This is a genomic window from Halalkalibacter urbisdiaboli, assembly GCF_002156385.1.
GTDB classification, from domain to species: domain Bacteria; phylum Bacillota; class Bacilli; order Bacillales; family Bacillaceae_D; genus Halalkalibacter_A; species Halalkalibacter_A urbisdiaboli.
The window spans coordinates 692316-709745 of sequence record NZ_MVJM01000003.1 but is presented as its reverse complement, the minus strand read 5'-3'; the positions used below and the strand labels follow the sequence as shown (position 1 = coordinate 709745).

General features: G+C 36.9%; 22 protein-coding genes and 1 riboswitch. Of the genes, 7 read left to right on the top strand and 15 right to left on the bottom strand.

Going from position 1 to position 17430, the window contains the following annotated elements; genetic code table 11:
* The first annotated feature begins 51 nt into the window (after positions 1-51).
* From B1R93_RS17895 to B1R93_RS17885, 3 genes are all read left to right on the top strand, one after another.
* On the top strand, positions 52-645 hold the full coding sequence (locus tag B1R93_RS17895) for a lytic transglycosylase domain-containing protein (RefSeq protein WP_088105309.1): 594 nt from the start codon (positions 52-54) through the stop codon (positions 643-645).
* An 85-nt stretch (positions 646-730) separates the two neighbouring features.
* A complete protein-coding gene (locus B1R93_RS17890) occupies positions 731-1243 on the top strand; it encodes an MntP/YtaF family protein (RefSeq protein WP_088105308.1) in 513 nt (170 codons plus the stop codon).
* Positions 1244-1357: 114 nt separating this feature from the next.
* Positions 1358-1612 carry a hypothetical protein gene (locus tag B1R93_RS17885; protein WP_088105307.1) on the top strand — a complete coding sequence of 85 codons (255 nt, stop codon included), beginning with the start codon at positions 1358-1360 and terminating at the stop codon, positions 1610-1612.
* Between the two features lie 55 nt (positions 1613-1667).
* Here the strand turns inward: B1R93_RS17885 and B1R93_RS17880 are convergent, their stop codons facing one another.
* The 6 genes from B1R93_RS17880 to queC all read right to left on the bottom strand — a co-directional run bounded on the left by B1R93_RS17880 (position 1668) and on the right by queC (position 6387).
* On the bottom strand, positions 1668-2681 hold the full coding sequence (locus B1R93_RS17880; RefSeq protein WP_088105306.1) for a hypothetical protein: 1014 nt from the start codon (positions 2679-2681) through the stop codon (positions 1668-1670).
* Between the two features lie 824 nt (positions 2682-3505).
* The gene (locus B1R93_RS17875; RefSeq protein WP_088105305.1) at positions 3506-3697 is read right to left on the bottom strand and encodes a hypothetical protein; all 192 of its coding nucleotides are present in this window, start codon (positions 3695-3697) and stop codon (positions 3506-3508) included.
* 385 nt (positions 3698-4082) lie between these two features.
* Positions 4083-4580, bottom strand: coding sequence for a preQ(1) synthase (queF, locus tag B1R93_RS17870; protein WP_088105304.1), 498 nt, complete (start codon positions 4578-4580; stop codon positions 4083-4085).
* Positions 4581-4592: 12 nt separating this feature from the next.
* Positions 4593-5303, bottom strand: coding sequence for a 7-carboxy-7-deazaguanine synthase QueE (gene queE / locus B1R93_RS17865; RefSeq protein ID WP_088105303.1), 711 nt, complete (start codon positions 5301-5303; stop codon positions 4593-4595).
* On the bottom strand, positions 5303-5725 hold the full coding sequence (gene queD, locus B1R93_RS17860; protein WP_088105302.1) for a 6-carboxytetrahydropterin synthase QueD: 423 nt from the start codon (positions 5723-5725) through the stop codon (positions 5303-5305). Before queD ends, queE begins: the two co-directional genes overlap by 1 nt.
* Positions 5722-6387 (bottom strand): 7-cyano-7-deazaguanine synthase QueC, encoded by a 666-nt coding sequence (queC, locus tag B1R93_RS17855; RefSeq protein ID WP_088105301.1) that lies wholly within the window; start codon positions 6385-6387, stop codon positions 5722-5724. The genes queD and queC overlap by 4 nt, the downstream gene beginning before the upstream one ends.
* Positions 6388-6516: 129 nt before the next feature.
* A riboswitch (PreQ1 riboswitch) is annotated at positions 6517-6560 on the bottom strand.
* Positions 6561-6714: 154 nt separating this feature from the next.
* On the opposite strand from queC, the gene B1R93_RS17850 reads away from it, so the two are divergent.
* Complete coding sequence (locus B1R93_RS17850) at positions 6715-7950, top strand: aminopeptidase (RefSeq protein WP_088105300.1); 1236 nt, start codon at positions 6715-6717, stop codon at positions 7948-7950.
* Positions 7951-8014: 64 nt separating this feature from the next.
* Here the strand turns inward: B1R93_RS17850 and B1R93_RS17845 are convergent, their stop codons facing one another.
* Positions 8015-8743 (bottom strand): glycerophosphodiester phosphodiesterase family protein, encoded by a 729-nt coding sequence (locus B1R93_RS17845; protein ID WP_088105299.1) that lies wholly within the window; start codon positions 8741-8743, stop codon positions 8015-8017.
* Positions 8744-8840: 97 nt separating this feature from the next.
* Here B1R93_RS17845 and B1R93_RS17840 point away from each other — a divergent pair, with 97 nt between their 5' ends.
* The gene (locus B1R93_RS17840; protein WP_088105298.1) at positions 8841-9263 is read left to right on the top strand and encodes an Hsp20/alpha crystallin family protein; all 423 of its coding nucleotides are present in this window, start codon (positions 8841-8843) and stop codon (positions 9261-9263) included.
* A 312-nt stretch (positions 9264-9575) separates the two neighbouring features.
* Positions 9576-9815, top strand: coding sequence for a DNA alkylation repair protein (locus tag B1R93_RS17835; protein ID WP_088105297.1), 240 nt, complete (start codon positions 9576-9578; stop codon positions 9813-9815).
* A gap of 55 nt (positions 9816-9870) precedes the next feature.
* Here the strand turns inward: B1R93_RS17835 and B1R93_RS17830 are convergent, their stop codons facing one another.
* A complete protein-coding gene (locus B1R93_RS17830; RefSeq protein ID WP_088105296.1) occupies positions 9871-11040 on the bottom strand; it encodes an alpha/beta hydrolase in 1170 nt (389 codons plus the stop codon).
* A 337-nt stretch (positions 11041-11377) separates the two neighbouring features.
* Here B1R93_RS17830 and B1R93_RS17825 point away from each other — a divergent pair, with 337 nt between their 5' ends.
* Positions 11378-11587, top strand: coding sequence for a YuzF family protein (locus B1R93_RS17825; protein ID WP_088105295.1), 210 nt, complete (start codon positions 11378-11380; stop codon positions 11585-11587).
* A gap of 67 nt (positions 11588-11654) precedes the next feature.
* Here the strand turns inward: B1R93_RS17825 and B1R93_RS17820 are convergent, their stop codons facing one another.
* From B1R93_RS17820 to B1R93_RS17790, 7 genes are all read right to left on the bottom strand, one after another.
* Positions 11655-11957, bottom strand: coding sequence for a HesB/YadR/YfhF family protein (locus tag B1R93_RS17820; protein ID WP_088105294.1), 303 nt, complete (start codon positions 11955-11957; stop codon positions 11655-11657).
* Positions 11958-12261: 304 nt separating this feature from the next.
* Complete coding sequence (locus B1R93_RS17815; protein ID WP_088105293.1) at positions 12262-13182, bottom strand: chemotaxis protein; 921 nt, start codon at positions 13180-13182, stop codon at positions 12262-12264.
* Between the two features lie 289 nt (positions 13183-13471).
* Complete coding sequence (locus B1R93_RS17810; RefSeq protein WP_133058600.1) at positions 13472-14398, bottom strand: IS3 family transposase; 927 nt, start codon at positions 14396-14398, stop codon at positions 13472-13474.
* Positions 14299-14859: a transposase gene (locus tag B1R93_RS17805; protein ID WP_088103969.1), complete on the bottom strand. Its 561-nt coding sequence runs from the start codon at positions 14857-14859 to the stop codon at positions 14299-14301. The genes B1R93_RS17810 and B1R93_RS17805 overlap by 100 nt, the downstream gene beginning before the upstream one ends.
* Before the next feature lie 111 nt (positions 14860-14970).
* Positions 14971-15759: a SurA N-terminal domain-containing protein gene (locus B1R93_RS17800; protein WP_088105292.1), complete on the bottom strand. Its 789-nt coding sequence runs from the start codon at positions 15757-15759 to the stop codon at positions 14971-14973.
* Positions 15760-16045: 286 nt separating this feature from the next.
* Complete coding sequence (locus B1R93_RS23835; RefSeq protein WP_088105291.1) at positions 16046-16330, bottom strand: iron-sulfur cluster assembly accessory protein; 285 nt, start codon at positions 16328-16330, stop codon at positions 16046-16048.
* Between the two features lie 69 nt (positions 16331-16399).
* On the bottom strand, positions 16400-17329 hold the full coding sequence (locus B1R93_RS17790) for a dipeptidase (protein WP_342587532.1): 930 nt from the start codon (positions 17327-17329) through the stop codon (positions 16400-16402).
* Between the last annotated feature and the right edge of the window lie 101 nt (positions 17330-17430).

Here is a 17430-nt window from a genome sequence, read left to right as displayed (position 1 = left end):
TATCAAAATTATTTAACATTCACCTATTTCAAATCAAAGGATGGCTGATTTGTGAGAAAAAAACAGTATTTATTTATCATATTAGGTTTCATTATCTGTTTTCTCATTTTTGAAAACAATAGCAAAGTACAACATTTTATATTTAAGGCAACTTTAAAGACACACGCCATACCCGAACAATATATACCAATATACCAATCTGCTGCTGACGAATTTAATATTCCTTGGGAGCTACTTGCATCTGTTCACCGTGTCGAAACAATTTTTTCAACAATGGATCCCCTCGTGAGTCCTGTTGGAGCAGTTGGACACTTTCAATTCATGCCTAGAACATGGGTCGGTTGGTCCCACCCTGGTAGTGAGCTGGGGCTAATAGATGAAAACATAGATATTACAGATATTACGTTAATTGAATCTCATCAAGGGTACGGAGTCGATGCAAGTGGAAATGGCATTGCAGACCCATTTGATATTGAGGATGCTACGTATGCGGCTGCTAAGTATTTAGCTGATCATGGTGCAGCAAAAGGCGACTTAAATAAAGCACTTTTCTCTTATAATCAAAGTGAAGAATATGTGGAAGAGGTATTGTTTTTTTATGAAGCTTATATACAACATTATGAGCTTATTCAATTACCAAATTAAAAGCTCTGTTATTATCCTGTTTGTCTAATTTTTATTTCTGGGACATATACATGCTTTAGCGATATCCGTTGGAGGTGACGTCCCATTGCCGCTTTTTTTTAGCCTTCTGCTTTTACTTCTAATTAGTTTTGATGGTTTTTTTATTGGATTTTTGTTCGGCTTAAAGAAAATTAGAATCTCACTATTGATGCTCGCTATGATTGCTTTTTTTTCTGGATTTGTCATATTTTTCGCTATGGCCCTCGGACAGTTAATAGGCGAAATTATCTCTGCACATTTCCTTTCCACCTTTGCGGGACTATTGATGATTGGATTAGGGATTTACAATCTCTTTAATGAACTGCCTTTGTATCGACGGTCTTTTTTTGTTATGATTACTCTGCTTATGAACGTGGACAGCTTTGGATATGGCATCCAAGCTGGCATAGCGAATCAACCGTATTGGCTTGCTCCTTTAGGTGGTTTTTTTATTGGATTCACTTTAATGGTCGGTATTATTTATGGACATATCACCGAAAACAAACTCATTATGCAAACGGTAGAAACGCTGCCTGGGATATTATTTATAATTCTTGGAGCCAGTAAACTATTTTTTTAAGTCTTAAATTGTTAAAAAATAAAAACTTTTTATGTCCTACATTTTATACTTGTCTCACAATAGCATTACAGTTTATGATGAAGGAAATTTGAATGACTAGATGGAGGTTCTATGATGTCACTGCCTAACTATCCGATCGATTTTCACGATTGTCATAGAAGTAAACGAATGACGGAAGAAATGTTACATACTAAAATTAATCAAGAAATTGAAAAAATGATTTTTTTTATGAATGAAAATAAGACCAATAATCATTCCGTTTCGTTTGAAGATGTTTTAATCATTATAGATCGAATATATGAAGACGATGATTGTTTCTTTGAAATCTCGGTTGCTAAAGAGCATAGCAAACTAAGGGTAAAAGCATAAATCGACATAAAGACGAGAAGGGTTGTCTGTGACATCCTTCTCGTCTTTAATTTCCTTAAGCAAAACGATAAAAAATTAACAAAATGGTAGCTAACACAAAGATAAAATTAAGAAATACAAAAATAATTTGATCGATTTTACGTTGGTGCATCTTCACTGGAGGATTATAAAATGATGTACCTTCAATTAAGAACAACAGTAATAATACATGAATCATAAAATGGCCTATGATTTCAGTAAAACCAAATAATAGTGTTGTTGAGAAAAAGATGAGAGTGACCAACACTGCTAATGCACGATTTAGGATACCTACGACAAGCAAATAACCAACAATAAATTCGATAAAAGCTGTGAAGACAATAAAGATGCTTGGTTCAAATCCAAATGTAGGAACATGGTGTTCAGTAATAATATCAAGTGCCATTACGGGATAAACCCATTTCTCAACTGCAACCCAGCAAAGAGATAAACCTGTCCCTAAATATAAAAACGGAAAACCAAATGCTTCGAATCGCGTTCGTTCCATAAATAAAACAACAAAAATTGCGATATAAAATCCATAGTCTAGCATATGGAAAACTCCGTACTCTAAAGTCATGTAACCAAATAGACCTATCATAATAACTGCCGAAAGTCTAGTGGCTAGAGCATGTGGGACGATAAATAAAACAATACTTACCCACATTAGCCATAGTACCCAGTCTTCTGTTATCAAAAGTTCAGGTGCAAATATCACTCCTGTTACCACTTGTATACAAAGCGCTACCACAGTCCCATACTTCAATATCCTCATTGAATAGGGTCTTAAGGAACCTAATTTATGATCAATCACTTCAGACCATTCCCATTTCGAAATGATTGGTAAGATTTGTGGAAGAATGGCCAATACACTTGCTGCTATAATAGCAAGCCCGATAAATAAAGGGCTCATTATCTCCTCTAACGTTGATTTTTGCGGCTCTAAATTTGTGAACCATTTCACATGTGCTTCCACAAAAAAAGGTGATACTACAATTAAACCCGTAATAAAGAAAATAAACCAGGTTTTTATATCCGTAAAAACTTTCATCTGTTTTTGACTCCTCACTAAATATAAGATGTACCTTTATTATATCTCGAAGTCAGGACCTTACAGCCTCTTGTTTATGAACAATTTCGTAACAAAGCCCCAAAGGAATGACAGTAATTTACAGAATTGATTTTCTTTACTTGTAAAAGCTATACCTATCTAACGGAAGTTAAACAAGGAGGACTTATGCGTAACACATTATTAGGAATAGTTTTTGTATACGTTCTTATAAAAAAAGGCCTCTCTAAAAACATTCACAAGTACTCTGGTAATTTACTGTATTTGATGCTTTGCAACTGTTTATATTATTGTTTTTTTTATAAATATCGTTTGTGGGACTTCAAATCAAACTACATGAATATTAAATGGATCAGAAGTATTCATATTTTCATTATCACGCCAATCCTTAACCTAATGTTTCTTTCCAATTTCCCCAAAAACCTTAGTCATCGTATAACATACACAGTTAAATGGGTTTTATTTTCTGTATTCGTAGAAGTCTTTTTAAAGAAATGCGGTTTATTATTCTTTGCTCACGGGTGGCACATCGGATGGTCTACCTATTTATATTTTAAAATGTATTTATATACGTATCTATTCACAAAAAGACCTATCCTAATAATGTCCTTGTCTGCGTTAAATGTGTTATTTTTCCTAAGAAAATTTCATGTGTCTTTGTACCGCTTTAATGTAAAAAGCTTTTTAATAAAACCAGATTGACGAACCGTTTAGTTCACACAGAAACTTATTTATAGATGTACTCGCTCACTACCTGCTTGAGCGAGTATCTTTTTTACTTTGGCTACTACTTTTTAACAGACGAACTATTCATTGTACTCACCTAAATGATTTTTGACCTTCACCTTAATCAATTCACACATATCAATAATCGTTTCCTCCCCTTTAATTCCAATTGAATCTAATTCTTCATTTACTTTTCTCTGAGTTTTAATGCGGTCCTCTAATAATTCAGATACAAATTGTAATTCTTTTTCAGTTAATTTATGTAAGTCCATCCCCCAACCCCCTATACAAAAAGTTATTACTATTGTATTCAAGGCTTTTCCCTTTCAGCACCATAAAAACAAGAGGGTGACTCAACAGATCCTATTTTTGAGTTGCCATCTTTTTAAAAGCCTGCTATGAGTGGGTTTCTCATAGCAGGCAAGCGACGTGTGGAGCCATTGCTACTTAATAAGAGGCACTGAAAAAGGGGTGCTTTTCCCTTTTTCAGTGCCCTCCTATTTTTAACCTTTTGGGTCACCCTCTTATGTGAAATCTCTACATCTAAGACGAGTGGATTTTATTGGTGGAACATACCTTACGCCGATAGTTGACGATAGAAGACTCTTATTTCATCGTACGCATAGCGAACGGTTTCCTATCCCCTTTATAGGACCTCTATCGATTATCAATTTTCTCAGGATTAAGGTCGTGATTCATTAAACGATAATTCGCCATTTCCTCAAATTTCGTTCCTGGCTTTCCATAGTTACAATAAGGGTCAATGCTTATTCCACCACGTGGCGTGAATTTCCCCCACACCTCGATATAACGTGGATCCATGAGCTTTATTAAATCGTTCATAATAATATTCATGCAGTCTTCATGGAAGTCACCATGGTTACGGAAACTAAATAAATATAGTTTCAATGATTTACTCTCGACCATTTTTATATCCGGAATATAACTAATATAAATTGTAGCAAAATCAGGTTGTCCTGTTTTCGGACATAAGGAAGTAAACTCTGGAAAATTTAATTTCACAAAATAGTCCCTTTCAGTATGTTTATTATCGAACGCCTCTAAAACATCGGGATTATAAGCAAATGTATACGTTGTTCCCTGATTTCCAAGTAATGTAACACCCTTTAGTTCATCATCAGTTCTTCCACCCATTTAATAGACCTCCTAAACACCTCGTTTATTACCCCATACAAGTGTATGGAGTTGGGGCAAAACCCTTACGTCGTTCATAATTGTCGACTCAATGACTTGATTTATGAGCCACTCATATTGTCCGATTAGCTTCGTTAGTAATTGTTCATTCTCGGTAGTTTCTATATCTTTGTTACCTACCTGCAGGAAGAAGGAAACATCTTTATAACGATTGCGAAGCTGTTCTGCATATTTGAAATCACCTTCATTAAAGATGACAATTTTCATACTCATTTGTTCAGGTTTAAGTGAATTCATAAACATATCAAGTCTCTCAACATCCGTCACCATCCCTGAGCTTGGAGGCTTTGGTGAAACCGTTACGTCATCAACATCTGTTAGCCAATCCTGCCAAACTGTTCCTTGTGTCTCAACAGCTGTTTTTATCCCTTTTGACTTTAGAAGATTCACTAATTCACTCAAGCCTTGGTGAAGCGCAGGATTCCCACCAGAGATTGTCACATGAGAAAAGGCAGATGCCCCGGTTTCAACAAGCCTTTCCCATATTTGTGTAGCTGACATTAGCGTACTCTTTCCTGTTCCGTCCCATGTAAAGCGAGAATCACACCAAGAGCAACTGTAATCACAGCCAGCTGTTCGAACAAACATCGTTTTTTGGCCTATGACTTTTCCTTCTCCTTGAATCGTAGGGCCGAAAATCTCCATCACCGGTATTTTCTTCATTACAGCTCCTCCGGCTTTGGTCGGTACACTACATAGCTAGTTGGGGTTTCTCTCACAACCACCTGTATACACGTTGGTTTATTTCGTCTCTTTTGCAAATGCTGTTCGATTCGTTTCCAAATTTGTTCAGCTACCACTTCAGTCGTTGGGAACTGACTATTATATTCAGGATGCTCATTGAGCAATGAATGATCATAGCGCTTATGAACAAGCTCCTTAATGTCTTTAAAGTTAACGAGAAAGCCTAATTCATCTAACTCATCTCCCGCTATTGTCACGTTAATAAAATACGTATGTCCATGCATTTCTTTACACTGACCTGCTCGTTCGTCTGGAATAAAATGCGCTGCTGCCAGATGCATGTCTTTGTTTAGCTCAAAACGAAAAGAGTGTGGAACTTGCGGATAAAATTGTTGAATCACTGTATTTCACCTGCCTTTTTTGCCAAGTAAGCATCTAGTCCTTTTTGACGTAGTTCACAGGAAGGGCATTCGCCACAACCATCACCACGGACCCCGTGGTAGCATGTTAATGTTTTTTCACGAATAAATGGTAATTTCCCTAATTCATCCGCTAACTCCCACGTTTGTTCTTTGTTTAACCACATTAACGGTGTATGAATGACGAACTGGTCATCCATCGCTAAATTTAATGTGACATTTAATGATTTAATAAAGATATCTCGACAGTCTGGATACCCACTAAAATCCGTTTCACAGACGCCGGTAATTAAATGCTTAGCACCAATTTGTTTAGCATAAATAGCTGCAAAAGACAGAAAGAGGAGATTTCGACCTTCAACAAATGTAGAAGGCAACTCACCACTCTCACCAGCTTTTACCTCAATATCAGAGCGAGTTAACGCATTTGCAGATAGTTGGTTAATGAGACCCATATCCAAAACATGAAAGGAAACCCCTAATTCATCTGCGATTTCACGAGCGCATTCAATCTCCTGTCGATGTCGTTGTCCATAATCAAACGTAACTGTAGCTACTTCTTTAAATTGCTTTAACGCCCAAAATAAACAGGTCGTACTATCTTGTCCACCACTGAAAACTACAACGGCTTTATCCTGTTTCATTTACTCATTTCTCCCTTCATCGTAGAAGAACGAGTATTCGAAAAACCCCACGCAAAAAAGCGAAACTATACTAAAAAACTTGTAGCGCTCTCGATAACGCAACAAAAAACTGCACAAAGCCGTACAGTCCCTACCTTAGTTTTTTATAGAGGGAGTTTGCGAACCTCTCTCACATGAGCATTCATGTGATTTTATCTACATTTTCTTGCAAAACTTATCATACCATATATATATTGAAAGTCGCTATTCTTTTCACTCTTGAAAAGAATTGGTAAACTATTCTTGTAGGAAAGAGATGGACAAACTTACATAGAAATGAGGGTAATTATGACAACAAATTTTCAAGAAAAGCTAGAAAAATACGCAGAGTTAGCCATTAAGGTCGGAATCAACATCCAGCCCGGTCAAATACTTGTCATCCGTGCTCCACTGTTTGCAGCGAGTCTTGCGCGTCTTGCCACTAAAAAAGCTTATGAAGCAGGAGCAAAAATTGTCCATGTTGACTGGAGCGATGAAGAGATTACAAAAATAAAATTTGATTTAGCCCCTGATGATGCATTTCATGAATTTCCAACATGGGTTACGAAAGGCTATGAAGAGTTAGCCGAACGAGGAGCTGCTTTTTTAAGTATTACCGGTTCAGACCCTGATTTGCTAAAACAGGCAAAGCCAGAACATGTTGCAAACGCGAATAAGGCAAGCGGAAGGGCAATGGAGGGCTTCCGTTCCTACATTACTTCAGATAAGGTAAGCTGGTCAATTATCGCTGCTCCTTCTGAAGGATGGGCTAAAAAAGTATTTCCAAATGAAGATACTGATACAGCTGTCGCGAAGCTGTGGGAAGCTATTTTCTCTGCCACTAGAATAAATGAAGTAGACCCGGTTACAGCATGGAAAGCACATCTTGCAACATTAGACGAAAAAATGAATATCTTGAACGAAAAACATTTCAAGGAGCTTCACTATCAATCAGAAGGAACTGACTTACTAATCGAGCTTCCTGAAACTCATATTTGGGTAAGTGGGGGGAGTACTAGTAAGGAAGGTGTGCAATTTGTTGCTAATATGCCGACCGAAGAAGTGTTTACGTCGGCTAAAAAAACGGGTGTCAATGGTGTTGTATCAAGTACGAAGCCGTTAAACTACGGCGGCACACTCATTAATAATTTTTCACTGCGATTTAAAGATGGAAAGGTTGTCGATTTTAAAGCTGAGGAAGGTTACGAAACATTAAAACGCCTTTTAGATACAGATGAAGGCTCACGATATATCGGTGAAGTTGCCCTTGTCCCACATCAATCACCCATTTCAGATACAAATATTATCTTCTACAACACCCTTTTTGATGAGAATGCTTCAAACCACCTTGCGATTGGAAGTGCTTATGCATTTTGTATTGAAGGTGGTAAAGAAATGAACAAAGAAGAGCTTGAGAAAAATGGCCTAAACACGAGTATGACACACGTTGATTTCATGATTGGGTCCTCGGATATGAACATTGACGGTGTATATGAAGATGGTAAACGAGAACCGATTTTCAGAAATGGAAATTGGGCAATTTAGACAGTAATAATCACGTAAATCGTCGGTGTCCTGTAGGTTTATATTGACTATGGGACACCGGCATTTATGTTAAAGGGTGAAATCCTTCAAAAATAATATTATCAAAGTATTGTAATCCTCTTTCATACTCTTGTTGCGTTTTTGCCGTCCAGCCTAGCTTTATAAGCTCTTCAAAATTAGCAAAGCGCTTCAATAACCACATTGGTGTATACAGATCATTGCTGATAAAATGTGGTTTGCTAACTTTCAATGAAAGAAAATAATTCCAGACATGCTTTTGTCTCATTTTTAACGATTTTTCTTCTACTAAATCTCCTGCGATTTGACCTCTTATAACCGTTGGTGCATGCCGTTTAAACCAAGAAATTGATAATGGATTAAAGGATTGAATCGCGTATACACCATTATACTTATAAAGTAATTCAACGACTTTTGACTCAAGCTCCCCTACTCGCCCTTTATTTTTTATTTCAATAAGCAACGGCACTTTTCCGTTAACTTGATCAAGAACTTCTTTAAGCAATGGGATACGTTCCGAAGAATGCCGAAGTGTTATTTTCTTTAACCCGGCATATGTGCAATCTCTAATCTTCTTATCCCTACCTGTCATTCTTTGTAAGTTTTCATCATGAAAGACAACAACTTCACCATCTTTTAATAAGCGGACATCTAATTCAATGATAAAGTCCTCTTGAATTGCCCCATAAAAAGCAGCGAGTGAATTTTCAGGTACATGCTCTGAATGATAACCTCGATGAGCAATCGGTCTCTCCAATAGCCAAGTCATATCCATCTTATATCAACCTCTTCATTATTTTATTACTTGAATATTTTTCTACTTCTTGTGACATGATAACATTGATAACTCTTGTTAGAAAAGGAGACTGGATATGTCACAATTCTATTTTGAACCAATGACGCAACATGTAGGTGAACTGGCTCAGTCGATTCCCTCCAACTCAATGTTTGACCAGACAAACCATACATTACGTACGGATATTCGTGAAACGGGAAACGATGTTATTGTAACATTTGACATACCAGGGTTAGAACGGAATGAGGATGTTAATATTCATATTATTAGCAACCGTACCCTTTCAGTAAGCGGTACCGTAAATCGGTCCTCTTCATCGGAAGAAGGGCGCTATCATCGGCAGGAACGCTATGTCGGTACGTTCCATCATTCAGTCACACTTCCGACCCTTATTTCAGATGAGGGTGTAAAGGCCTTTTACAAAAAAGGAATTCTAGAAGTTAGAATGCAGAAGGCTACAAACGAAAGCCAAAAGAAAATCGACATAGAGTTTCATTAACTCTGTAAAAAGGCTGTACGAAAAAAGGCCACTGAAAACCCCCTTGAAAGACACGCTAGGAAGCAGCAATGGCTCCACAAGTTGTTCTACTATGAGAAACCCATACATTGCTTAGAGACATTGAAAAAGGGTGTTTTTTAACCTTTTGGCACAGCCTGCATTGAGCGTAGTCGCTATATCGCTTAAAACCTTACGATGAGTGGGGTTCTCATCGTAAGGCGGGTAGCGAACGGAGCCATTGCAAACACGCTTTAAGCTTTTGAGACAGCCCCCTTAGCTTTCATCATTTTATATTCCAAAGGAGGCACTGCTATGGCCGGTCCATATTTATGTCCAAATTGTAAGACAAATCGTTCTCGCTTTAATATGATTCAGCAGGTTGCTACCCCTGTAAAATTAGACCCTCAAAGCGGGGAGATTGTTCAACAATATAATGAAGGTCAGTTAGATCCGTTTCATATGCCTTATAGAGGACCTGAACTAAAAATACAATGCGCTACTTGCGGATTAATTGAAAATGAACAAATGTTTGCAAAACGAGCAATGCAATAAACGGAAAAGCCTTACTACAGCGAAAACGTAGTAAGGCGTGTATGAACGAACATGATTACTTTAAAAACGGAATAGACGTAAGCGCTTTCTTTCCGATGAGAAAGCTGCCTATTGCATAAGCTTCGGCTTCTTCTTTTATCTGATTTCTTCCTTCTACCCCATCAAATACATGTAGTTTATAAGTTTCATAACGTATTTCATCTTTAAAAGCTTTGTTTAAAAAGGCAGCTGTTTGTGATAACCCGTGATTTCCTCGATACATGACTTCATAAAATGAGATAAAGCCGTGCATGACACCGTTGTAACGTATCGTTTTAACAGGGATATTATACTCTGTTAAACGTTGGGCATAAGCCTCACCCTCATCTCTTAGAGGATCAAATTCAGCTGTAATAACAAGAGCTGGTGGAAGCTGATACAAATGTTCAGCCTCTAATGGAGAAGTGTAAGGCGAGTTCCACATTGATTCATCAGGTGTATACGCTTCCCTTGCACGTTGCATTACTTGCCGCGATAAAAGGTAATAACCGCTGTCATAAACTGAGCGTGATGAAAACTCAACATCCTGAAATGTAGTTAAAGGATACAATAAGGCTTGAGCAGTTATCGATGGTCCTTGTCGATCTCTCGCCATTAACGAAACGACTGTTGCAATATTACCACCTGCACTATCACCAACTACCGCAATTTTGTTAGGGTCTCCACCTAAATCCTCCGCATGTTCACTTGCCCACAGAAGAGCATCATAACTATCTTCGATTGCTGTCGGAAACGGATGTGCAGGTGCCACACGATACGCGACAGCAATAACAATGCTTTTCGTTCTTCCCGCTAATGAACGGACGATATTATCATGTGTGTTGATACTACCATAGCCTTCCATAAAAGCTCCTCCATGGTAATATAAAATAATTGGATGGGGACCATCATCAATAGGTTTATAGACTCTCGCAGAAATGTCTGTTCCGTCTGAGACTGGAATCGTGATATTTTCACGAGTAAACGTTGCCTTCCCTTTTTTTTGCAAAAATTTTGGGGTCTTCATATTAGATGTAACTAAATTATGGTGAACTGCATGAAGTAATACAGCTGTTTTTGGAGGTACTTTTCCTGCCTCCGTGTCTGTCCAAGCTTGCACGGAGATAATAACAAATAGTACCAGCACAACCATAAATAAAGCGCTTACAATTGAGAGTATTTTCAGTTTCCCTAAAATAGTTTTCATCCTTTTCCCTCCCCGCTTCAAAAATCAGACGTTTGTGTCTCCTCTTTTTATTATTATATCAAAAAACGATAGCCGTTGTTATAGAATTTCAGTTATTTTTTTATATTTTTACATATTGATTGAATGTTGTCGAATAAATTCATATTTCCCTTTTTAATCTCATACATTTGTTTAATTGAGCCTACTTTTCTATCTGTTGTTTTCTTACTAGTGAAGTAAAAGTGTTGAATCCATTATATTAAGATACTTATTTTTGAGCTTATTTTTAGACATTCGCCCAATCATATTGTTACCTTATTTCATAAGATTAGAATAAGTTGAAAGAGGAGGTATAAAGATGCACCATAACGATAATCATGAATATGTTGAACCATATCTTGTTCAAACAATGAAAACGATGATCGGAACCAAAATGGTGATTGAAACAAGTAGAGGAAGTGTCCGCGGCACGCTTACTGATGTCAAGCCAGATCACGTTGTGCTTCAAGCAAGTAAAACTTCTTTCTTTATAAGACTTCAAGAAATTGTTTGGGTTATGCCATTATAAATCTCACTCTATAAAAAAAGTGCCCCAAAGGTTCCCCTTAGAAACACTAACTAAACCGTCATTATGCTCATGCAGATTCCTCGTAAACAAACTCTATTTCATTACGTTTTCGACTAAATTTCACCTTTAAATCATATTGCTTAAAAAACCAAAGATCTTCTTGTTCAATAAAAAAAAGAATTCCTTCCATCTCTTGCGATACACCAATAGTTGAAGGGGTATCCTGGCTGATACCAAGTGAAAAGCCTGTTTGAATGGATGCGCATCCCCCTAAGCGAGCATAAAAACGAATTGTTTCCTCTCCTTTTCCTTGCAAATCAAACTCTTGTTTAAACCAGGCCAATGCAGGTTTTGTAATCTCAATTTTCAATGTCATTCCACTCCCTATTACTCTTTGTACTAAGTGTATGATAACAAGAATAATCAATCTAGTCTATTTATTAGAGAGACAAGCCTAAAAAAGTTTACCTAAGGAAACTTTTTTAGCGTAAGTGAATAATTTATAGTAGAAAAGGAGTCGATGACAATGAGTAGCCAGAAAAAAAAGATTTTTTATGCTCATCTTTTATATAAATTTGGAATGATAACAAAAACACAAAAAGATCTCCTGACTAAAAGAAAAAAGTGAAGCCGATATCCAAAATCCCCTAATCGGTTTCACTTTTTATTTCGTACTACTTTGAGATTATGAATTGATCAATCATTTCTACAAGTTGTACAATTTCTGGCTTACTAATTTGTCCATTCGCTCCTACCTTCTCACCTTTGTGAAACAAATCGTCTGTGATTAATGAAGAGAAAATGATAATTGGTATATGAGTTAGGGAGTTTGTTTCCTTTATACGTCGTGTTAAGTGATGCCCGTCCATTTGAGGCATCTCAATATCGGTAATAATGATATCTACCTTTTTCTCAATTTCTGAGCTCGTTTTATGACTTAGTTGTTCTAAGTAATCCCAAGCCATACGTCCATTTTCAAAAAATTGCAAGCTGTCATAGCCAGCTTCAACTAATGTGTCTTGTAAAAGTTTTCTAAGGATTGCTGAATCCTCTGCTATAAGTATCCTTTTTTCTGAGCGTTGACGAGGCCCCATCGCTTTTACCTTTTCTACACTTAAACCGGATTCAGGACTAATGTCGACGACAATTTTTTCAAAATCAAGCAACAATGCCATCGTTTCTTCCATTTTTACGATTCCAATTGTTTGTGCCTGCATTCCTTGTGACAATTCACTCGGTTTTTCAATTTGTTCCCAAGAGATTCGATGTATTCGAGATACATTATGAACATGGAAGGCTACTTTCGTCTTATTTAGTTCAGAAATAATAAATTTGTCCTGTTCGGGATGTTCAGATGGTGGAAGGTTTAACACTTTCGCCAAATCAACGACAGGAATAACCTCCTGGCGTAACCGGATAACCCCCTCAACATGTGGGTGGCCGTTAGGTGTATCAGTAACAGGAAGCGGATTAATAATTTCACGGACTTTTAGTACATTAATACCAAATGTACTACGGCCAATCGAAAACATAACAATTTCTAATTCATTTGTACCACTTTCTAATAATATTCCATTTTTTTCAGCATCATTCATAAGGCATCCTCCAGCAAAAAAATTTTCTTAAAGCCCTAACCATCAGATAACCTTTCATCTTTATATGGGTTAACTTATTAATGATCTATTCTTAGTTTATAGGAATAAAGAACGATTGAGCAATAAAAACTTTAATTTTTTATTAAAAAGGGTGCGTCAATAGAATGGCGAACACTGAAAAACTCCTTTCACGTAGCTCTCTAAAAAGCGCAATGCTCTGCACATTACTTAAAGGGCACTGAAAAAGGGAAGCCTTTTTGATGTGACCCCCTAAAGTTAGAGTTTTATATTAAGCTGCTAATTGGCTGGTATGAATACGGTATTGAACCGGATTCATGCCTGCCAATTTTTGCTTTATGCGTTTGTTATTATAATAATTGATATAGTCTTCAATTCTCTTTTTTAATTTCTCAAATGAGCAGAGTGCCTCACCATAATACATTTCTTGTTTTAATAATCCGAAAAAGCTTTCCATAGGTGAATTGTCTAAGCAATTTCCTTTTCGTGACATACTCTGGAACACCTTATGTTTCTTTAGAGTTTTTACCCATTTTTTATGTTGATAATGCCAGCCTTGATCAGAATGAACAGTCGTTCTATACCTTGAATCTTTTACTATTTCTAAAGCTTCCTCAAGAGGTTTAAGAGCCAATTCTAAGGTTGGACGCATATTTATCTCATAAGAAAGAATTTCGCCATTAAACAAGTCCATAATTGGATTTAGGTACAGTTTTACACCATCTGAGCACTTGAATTCTGTGATATCTGTTGTTAATTTCTGATGACACACACTTGTGTGAAACCGACGATTGATAAGGTTCTTGGCAACAGTTCCAATTGTTCCTTTGTAAGAACTATATTTTCGTGACTTTCTACTAAATTTCTTGCATTTAAGCCCAAGTTTATTCATGATGCGTTGAACCTTCTTGTGATTCACTTTGAGCCCATCTTGTTTTAACTCCAAACAGATACGACGATACCCATAATTCCCATTATGTTCCTCAAACTTGGATTGGATGCATTCCTCGAGTTTCTGATTCGGATTCTCCTTCTTGATCTCTTTTATATGATAATGGTAGGAGGAATCAGGAATTCCGACTCTTTGTAGAACATCTTTTAGTTTGAACTTTTCTTTGAGTTCGAATGATAACGCTGCTTGTGCTTTTCGAGATAGCCCTCCGGATCCATCTGAAAAGCTCGCAACTTTTTTAAGTATTCTACCTCTAAACGTAGGAGCTCGTTCTCTCTTTCAAGCTTTTGTTCATACGTCATTTCTTTTTCTGTACGTTGTTTTTTTATATTTTTAGCTTTATCAGACATGGGTAGTCTTCCTTTCGTTCTATCCAGGGCTTCAGCACCATCTTCCAAAAAAGCTTTCTTCCATGCACCTATCATCGAAGGGGTGGACAATCCAAAGTAAATAGCGGTATCCATCTCTGAAGATCCTGTTCTTTTCATAAAGCTTAATACATCGAGTTTGAATTGGACAGAAAAAGTTTCCCTCTTACTCTTTTTCATCAAACCTGTCGTCCCAAATTTATCGTAAACTTTCACCCATTTTTTTATGGCAGTGCTGTCATTCATACCGTGTTTTTTTGCCAACCTGTCAAACGATAAATGTCCTTTTTGATACTCATGTACCATCATTAATTTAAATTGGTCACTATATTTAGCCATAAAAAACACACCCCAAAGTCAGATTGTTAACTCTAACTTTTGGGGTGCAGTTCATTTTCAGTGCCCTCAAAAGAATGTATTTTCCTTTTAATGCACTCTTACTAGAGTAAATTAAATATTAATTGTAATTTCACTTTCTTCACGAAGCTCTTCAAGTAAGACTTGAAGTTGCTCCTGTTGTTTTTGATCTTGAAGCTGGCTTTCTAAATCATCCTTATATTCTTCAAAACTAGGAATGTCTGCTTCTTCTGCTTCTGGATTCATCGCAACGATTTCATCGTATGCTTCACGTAATTCATCTTCAGTAACAGAAGGTTTATCCATGTTTTGCTCAATATATTTGTTGAGCTTTACATGTTTCTCAAGCTCCGAACGGAACTGTTCGATTGTCATATTTTGTGCACTTAAAGCTTGTTCTAACTGTTCTTCTGATTCAATTTGTACTAATTGCATTTGTGTTTGAAGCTCTGTATCAATTTCTTCCTCTGAAGCTTCGATCCCTTGCTCTTCAACGGTTTGCATTAAAACACGTTCATTTACAAGACGATCAACTATATCTTGCTTCAGCATAGTAAGTAGTTCTTCCCCATCTTCACTTGAAAAATCCATTCCCTGTGAAGCATACATGTTTGCTTCCTGCTGTAGAGATGTCACAAATAAATCCTTATTAATCTCTTCACCATTAACTGTTGCAATAACATCTGGAATGTCATCTGTATTTAATTTCGCTTCACTTGGCTGCTCAGGTTGTTCTTCTGGAACTGCATCCTCTGGAACGCTATCTTCTGTTAACGGTTTTTCTGGCGTTTCTCCCACATTTTCATCTGACTCGTTTCCACAAGCGATTAGACTAAAAGTTAAACCGAATATCATCATTCCTGTTGCTACTTTTTTCTTCATAAAACAAAACCCCTTTCTAAATTACAACTTGGCCCATTGTAACATATTTAGAGGTATCATTTTTCAAGAACGCGACTAAATGAACTCATATCAAGTTATTTATGTAATCTTATGAAACCTTAAATTACTTAAAAGCCTTGTCCTTTTACGCTTTTTCATAAAGCTGGTGATTAAATTTGAAAAAACATGTAAAATTCTAAGAAAAACGGCACGGTGGCCTATCCTTATATAAATAGAAACCTTCCTCTTCAAATTAAAAAACGGCCCCTATACAGGACCGCTTTCATTAACAACAATCTTGACCAGCACCTACCATTACTAACCCTTCACCTTCTTCATTCTTCTGGTAGTCAAGGGTTAAATCCGCCACATGAGAAATGACACTTTCCTCAAATGCAACTTCGATGCCATTTATTATTTCTCGTTTATCCGTTTCTGCCGGCTCATCCAGAGCTAGCCCTAACTTTGGACCACCTCAACCCATCCCAGCAAACACCACGCGAATGGTCGAAACGGAATGTTCATTCATCGTTTCTTCAATAAATGCTTTTGCACTATCTGTAATATTCATTGTTATCACCTCACTTTACAAGTGTAGTATATAGGAAATCACTGATGAAGTCATAGTATACGCAAATATTTATTGTGGAATTAGCCTTCGAAAATTCTCTCCAGCGAAACCTCGAACAAGCTGCTCAGAGTAATGCTTCTGCAGCTCGTTGATTAAATGTTGAAATTGTCCAGCGTGCCTTAATCCATTAACATACACGGATATCCCATCAAAATCAGAGCCAAACCCTATCTGCTCTGAGGCTCCTAAGTTACACATATGCTCAATATGTTTTATAACATCTGTTATCGTTGCAAAGTCTTGCCCCGTTAAAAATAACGGGTGAAAAACAATCCCGATATACCCTCTCTTTTTAACAAGAGCATGAATTTGTTCATCATTTAAATTTCGGGGATGATCACATAGTGTATAAGCATTTGAATGGCTTGCAATAGGATAATCAGCAAGCTCAATCACGTCCCAAAAGCCGTTTATATGTAAATGAGAAACATCCGTTAGAATCTTATTATCATTATTTGCCTGCACAGCTAGCTTTCCAAGTGTGCTTAAGCCAGCACCACGTAATTCACCGACCCCGTCTGCAAATAAATTGGCTTGATTCCAAGTCAGACCAACAGATAAAACCCCTAATTGAAAGAGAATTCGTAGCTTTGTTAAGTCATCACCAATACCATCTAAGCCTTCTAACGTAAGAATAGCACCTATCTCATCGCTCTTTAACGTTTGAATGTCGTCCCAACTTTTTATATGCTTTATTTCGGGATTCGGCTTCACTACTTTCTCATTAAATAAATCGACTTGCTCTAAAATAACTTGAAATTTTTGTTCTTGACGAATGAATGGTTCAACAAATAGAGCAAAGCATTGAATCTTTACTTGCCCCCGTTTTAATCGCTCAAGATTTGCGTCAATCTTCGGATCATTTATAAACGAGCGCTTTGGGTTTTCCCAAAGCTTAAGCAACGCATCGCAGTGTGTATCTATGATTTGAATGGGCATATGACAACCTCCTATATCCCTAAAATCGAATCACCTTTTCAATACCTATACATACATATAAGATATAACAACTGTTATGTATTACTATGAAATGGAGGGAA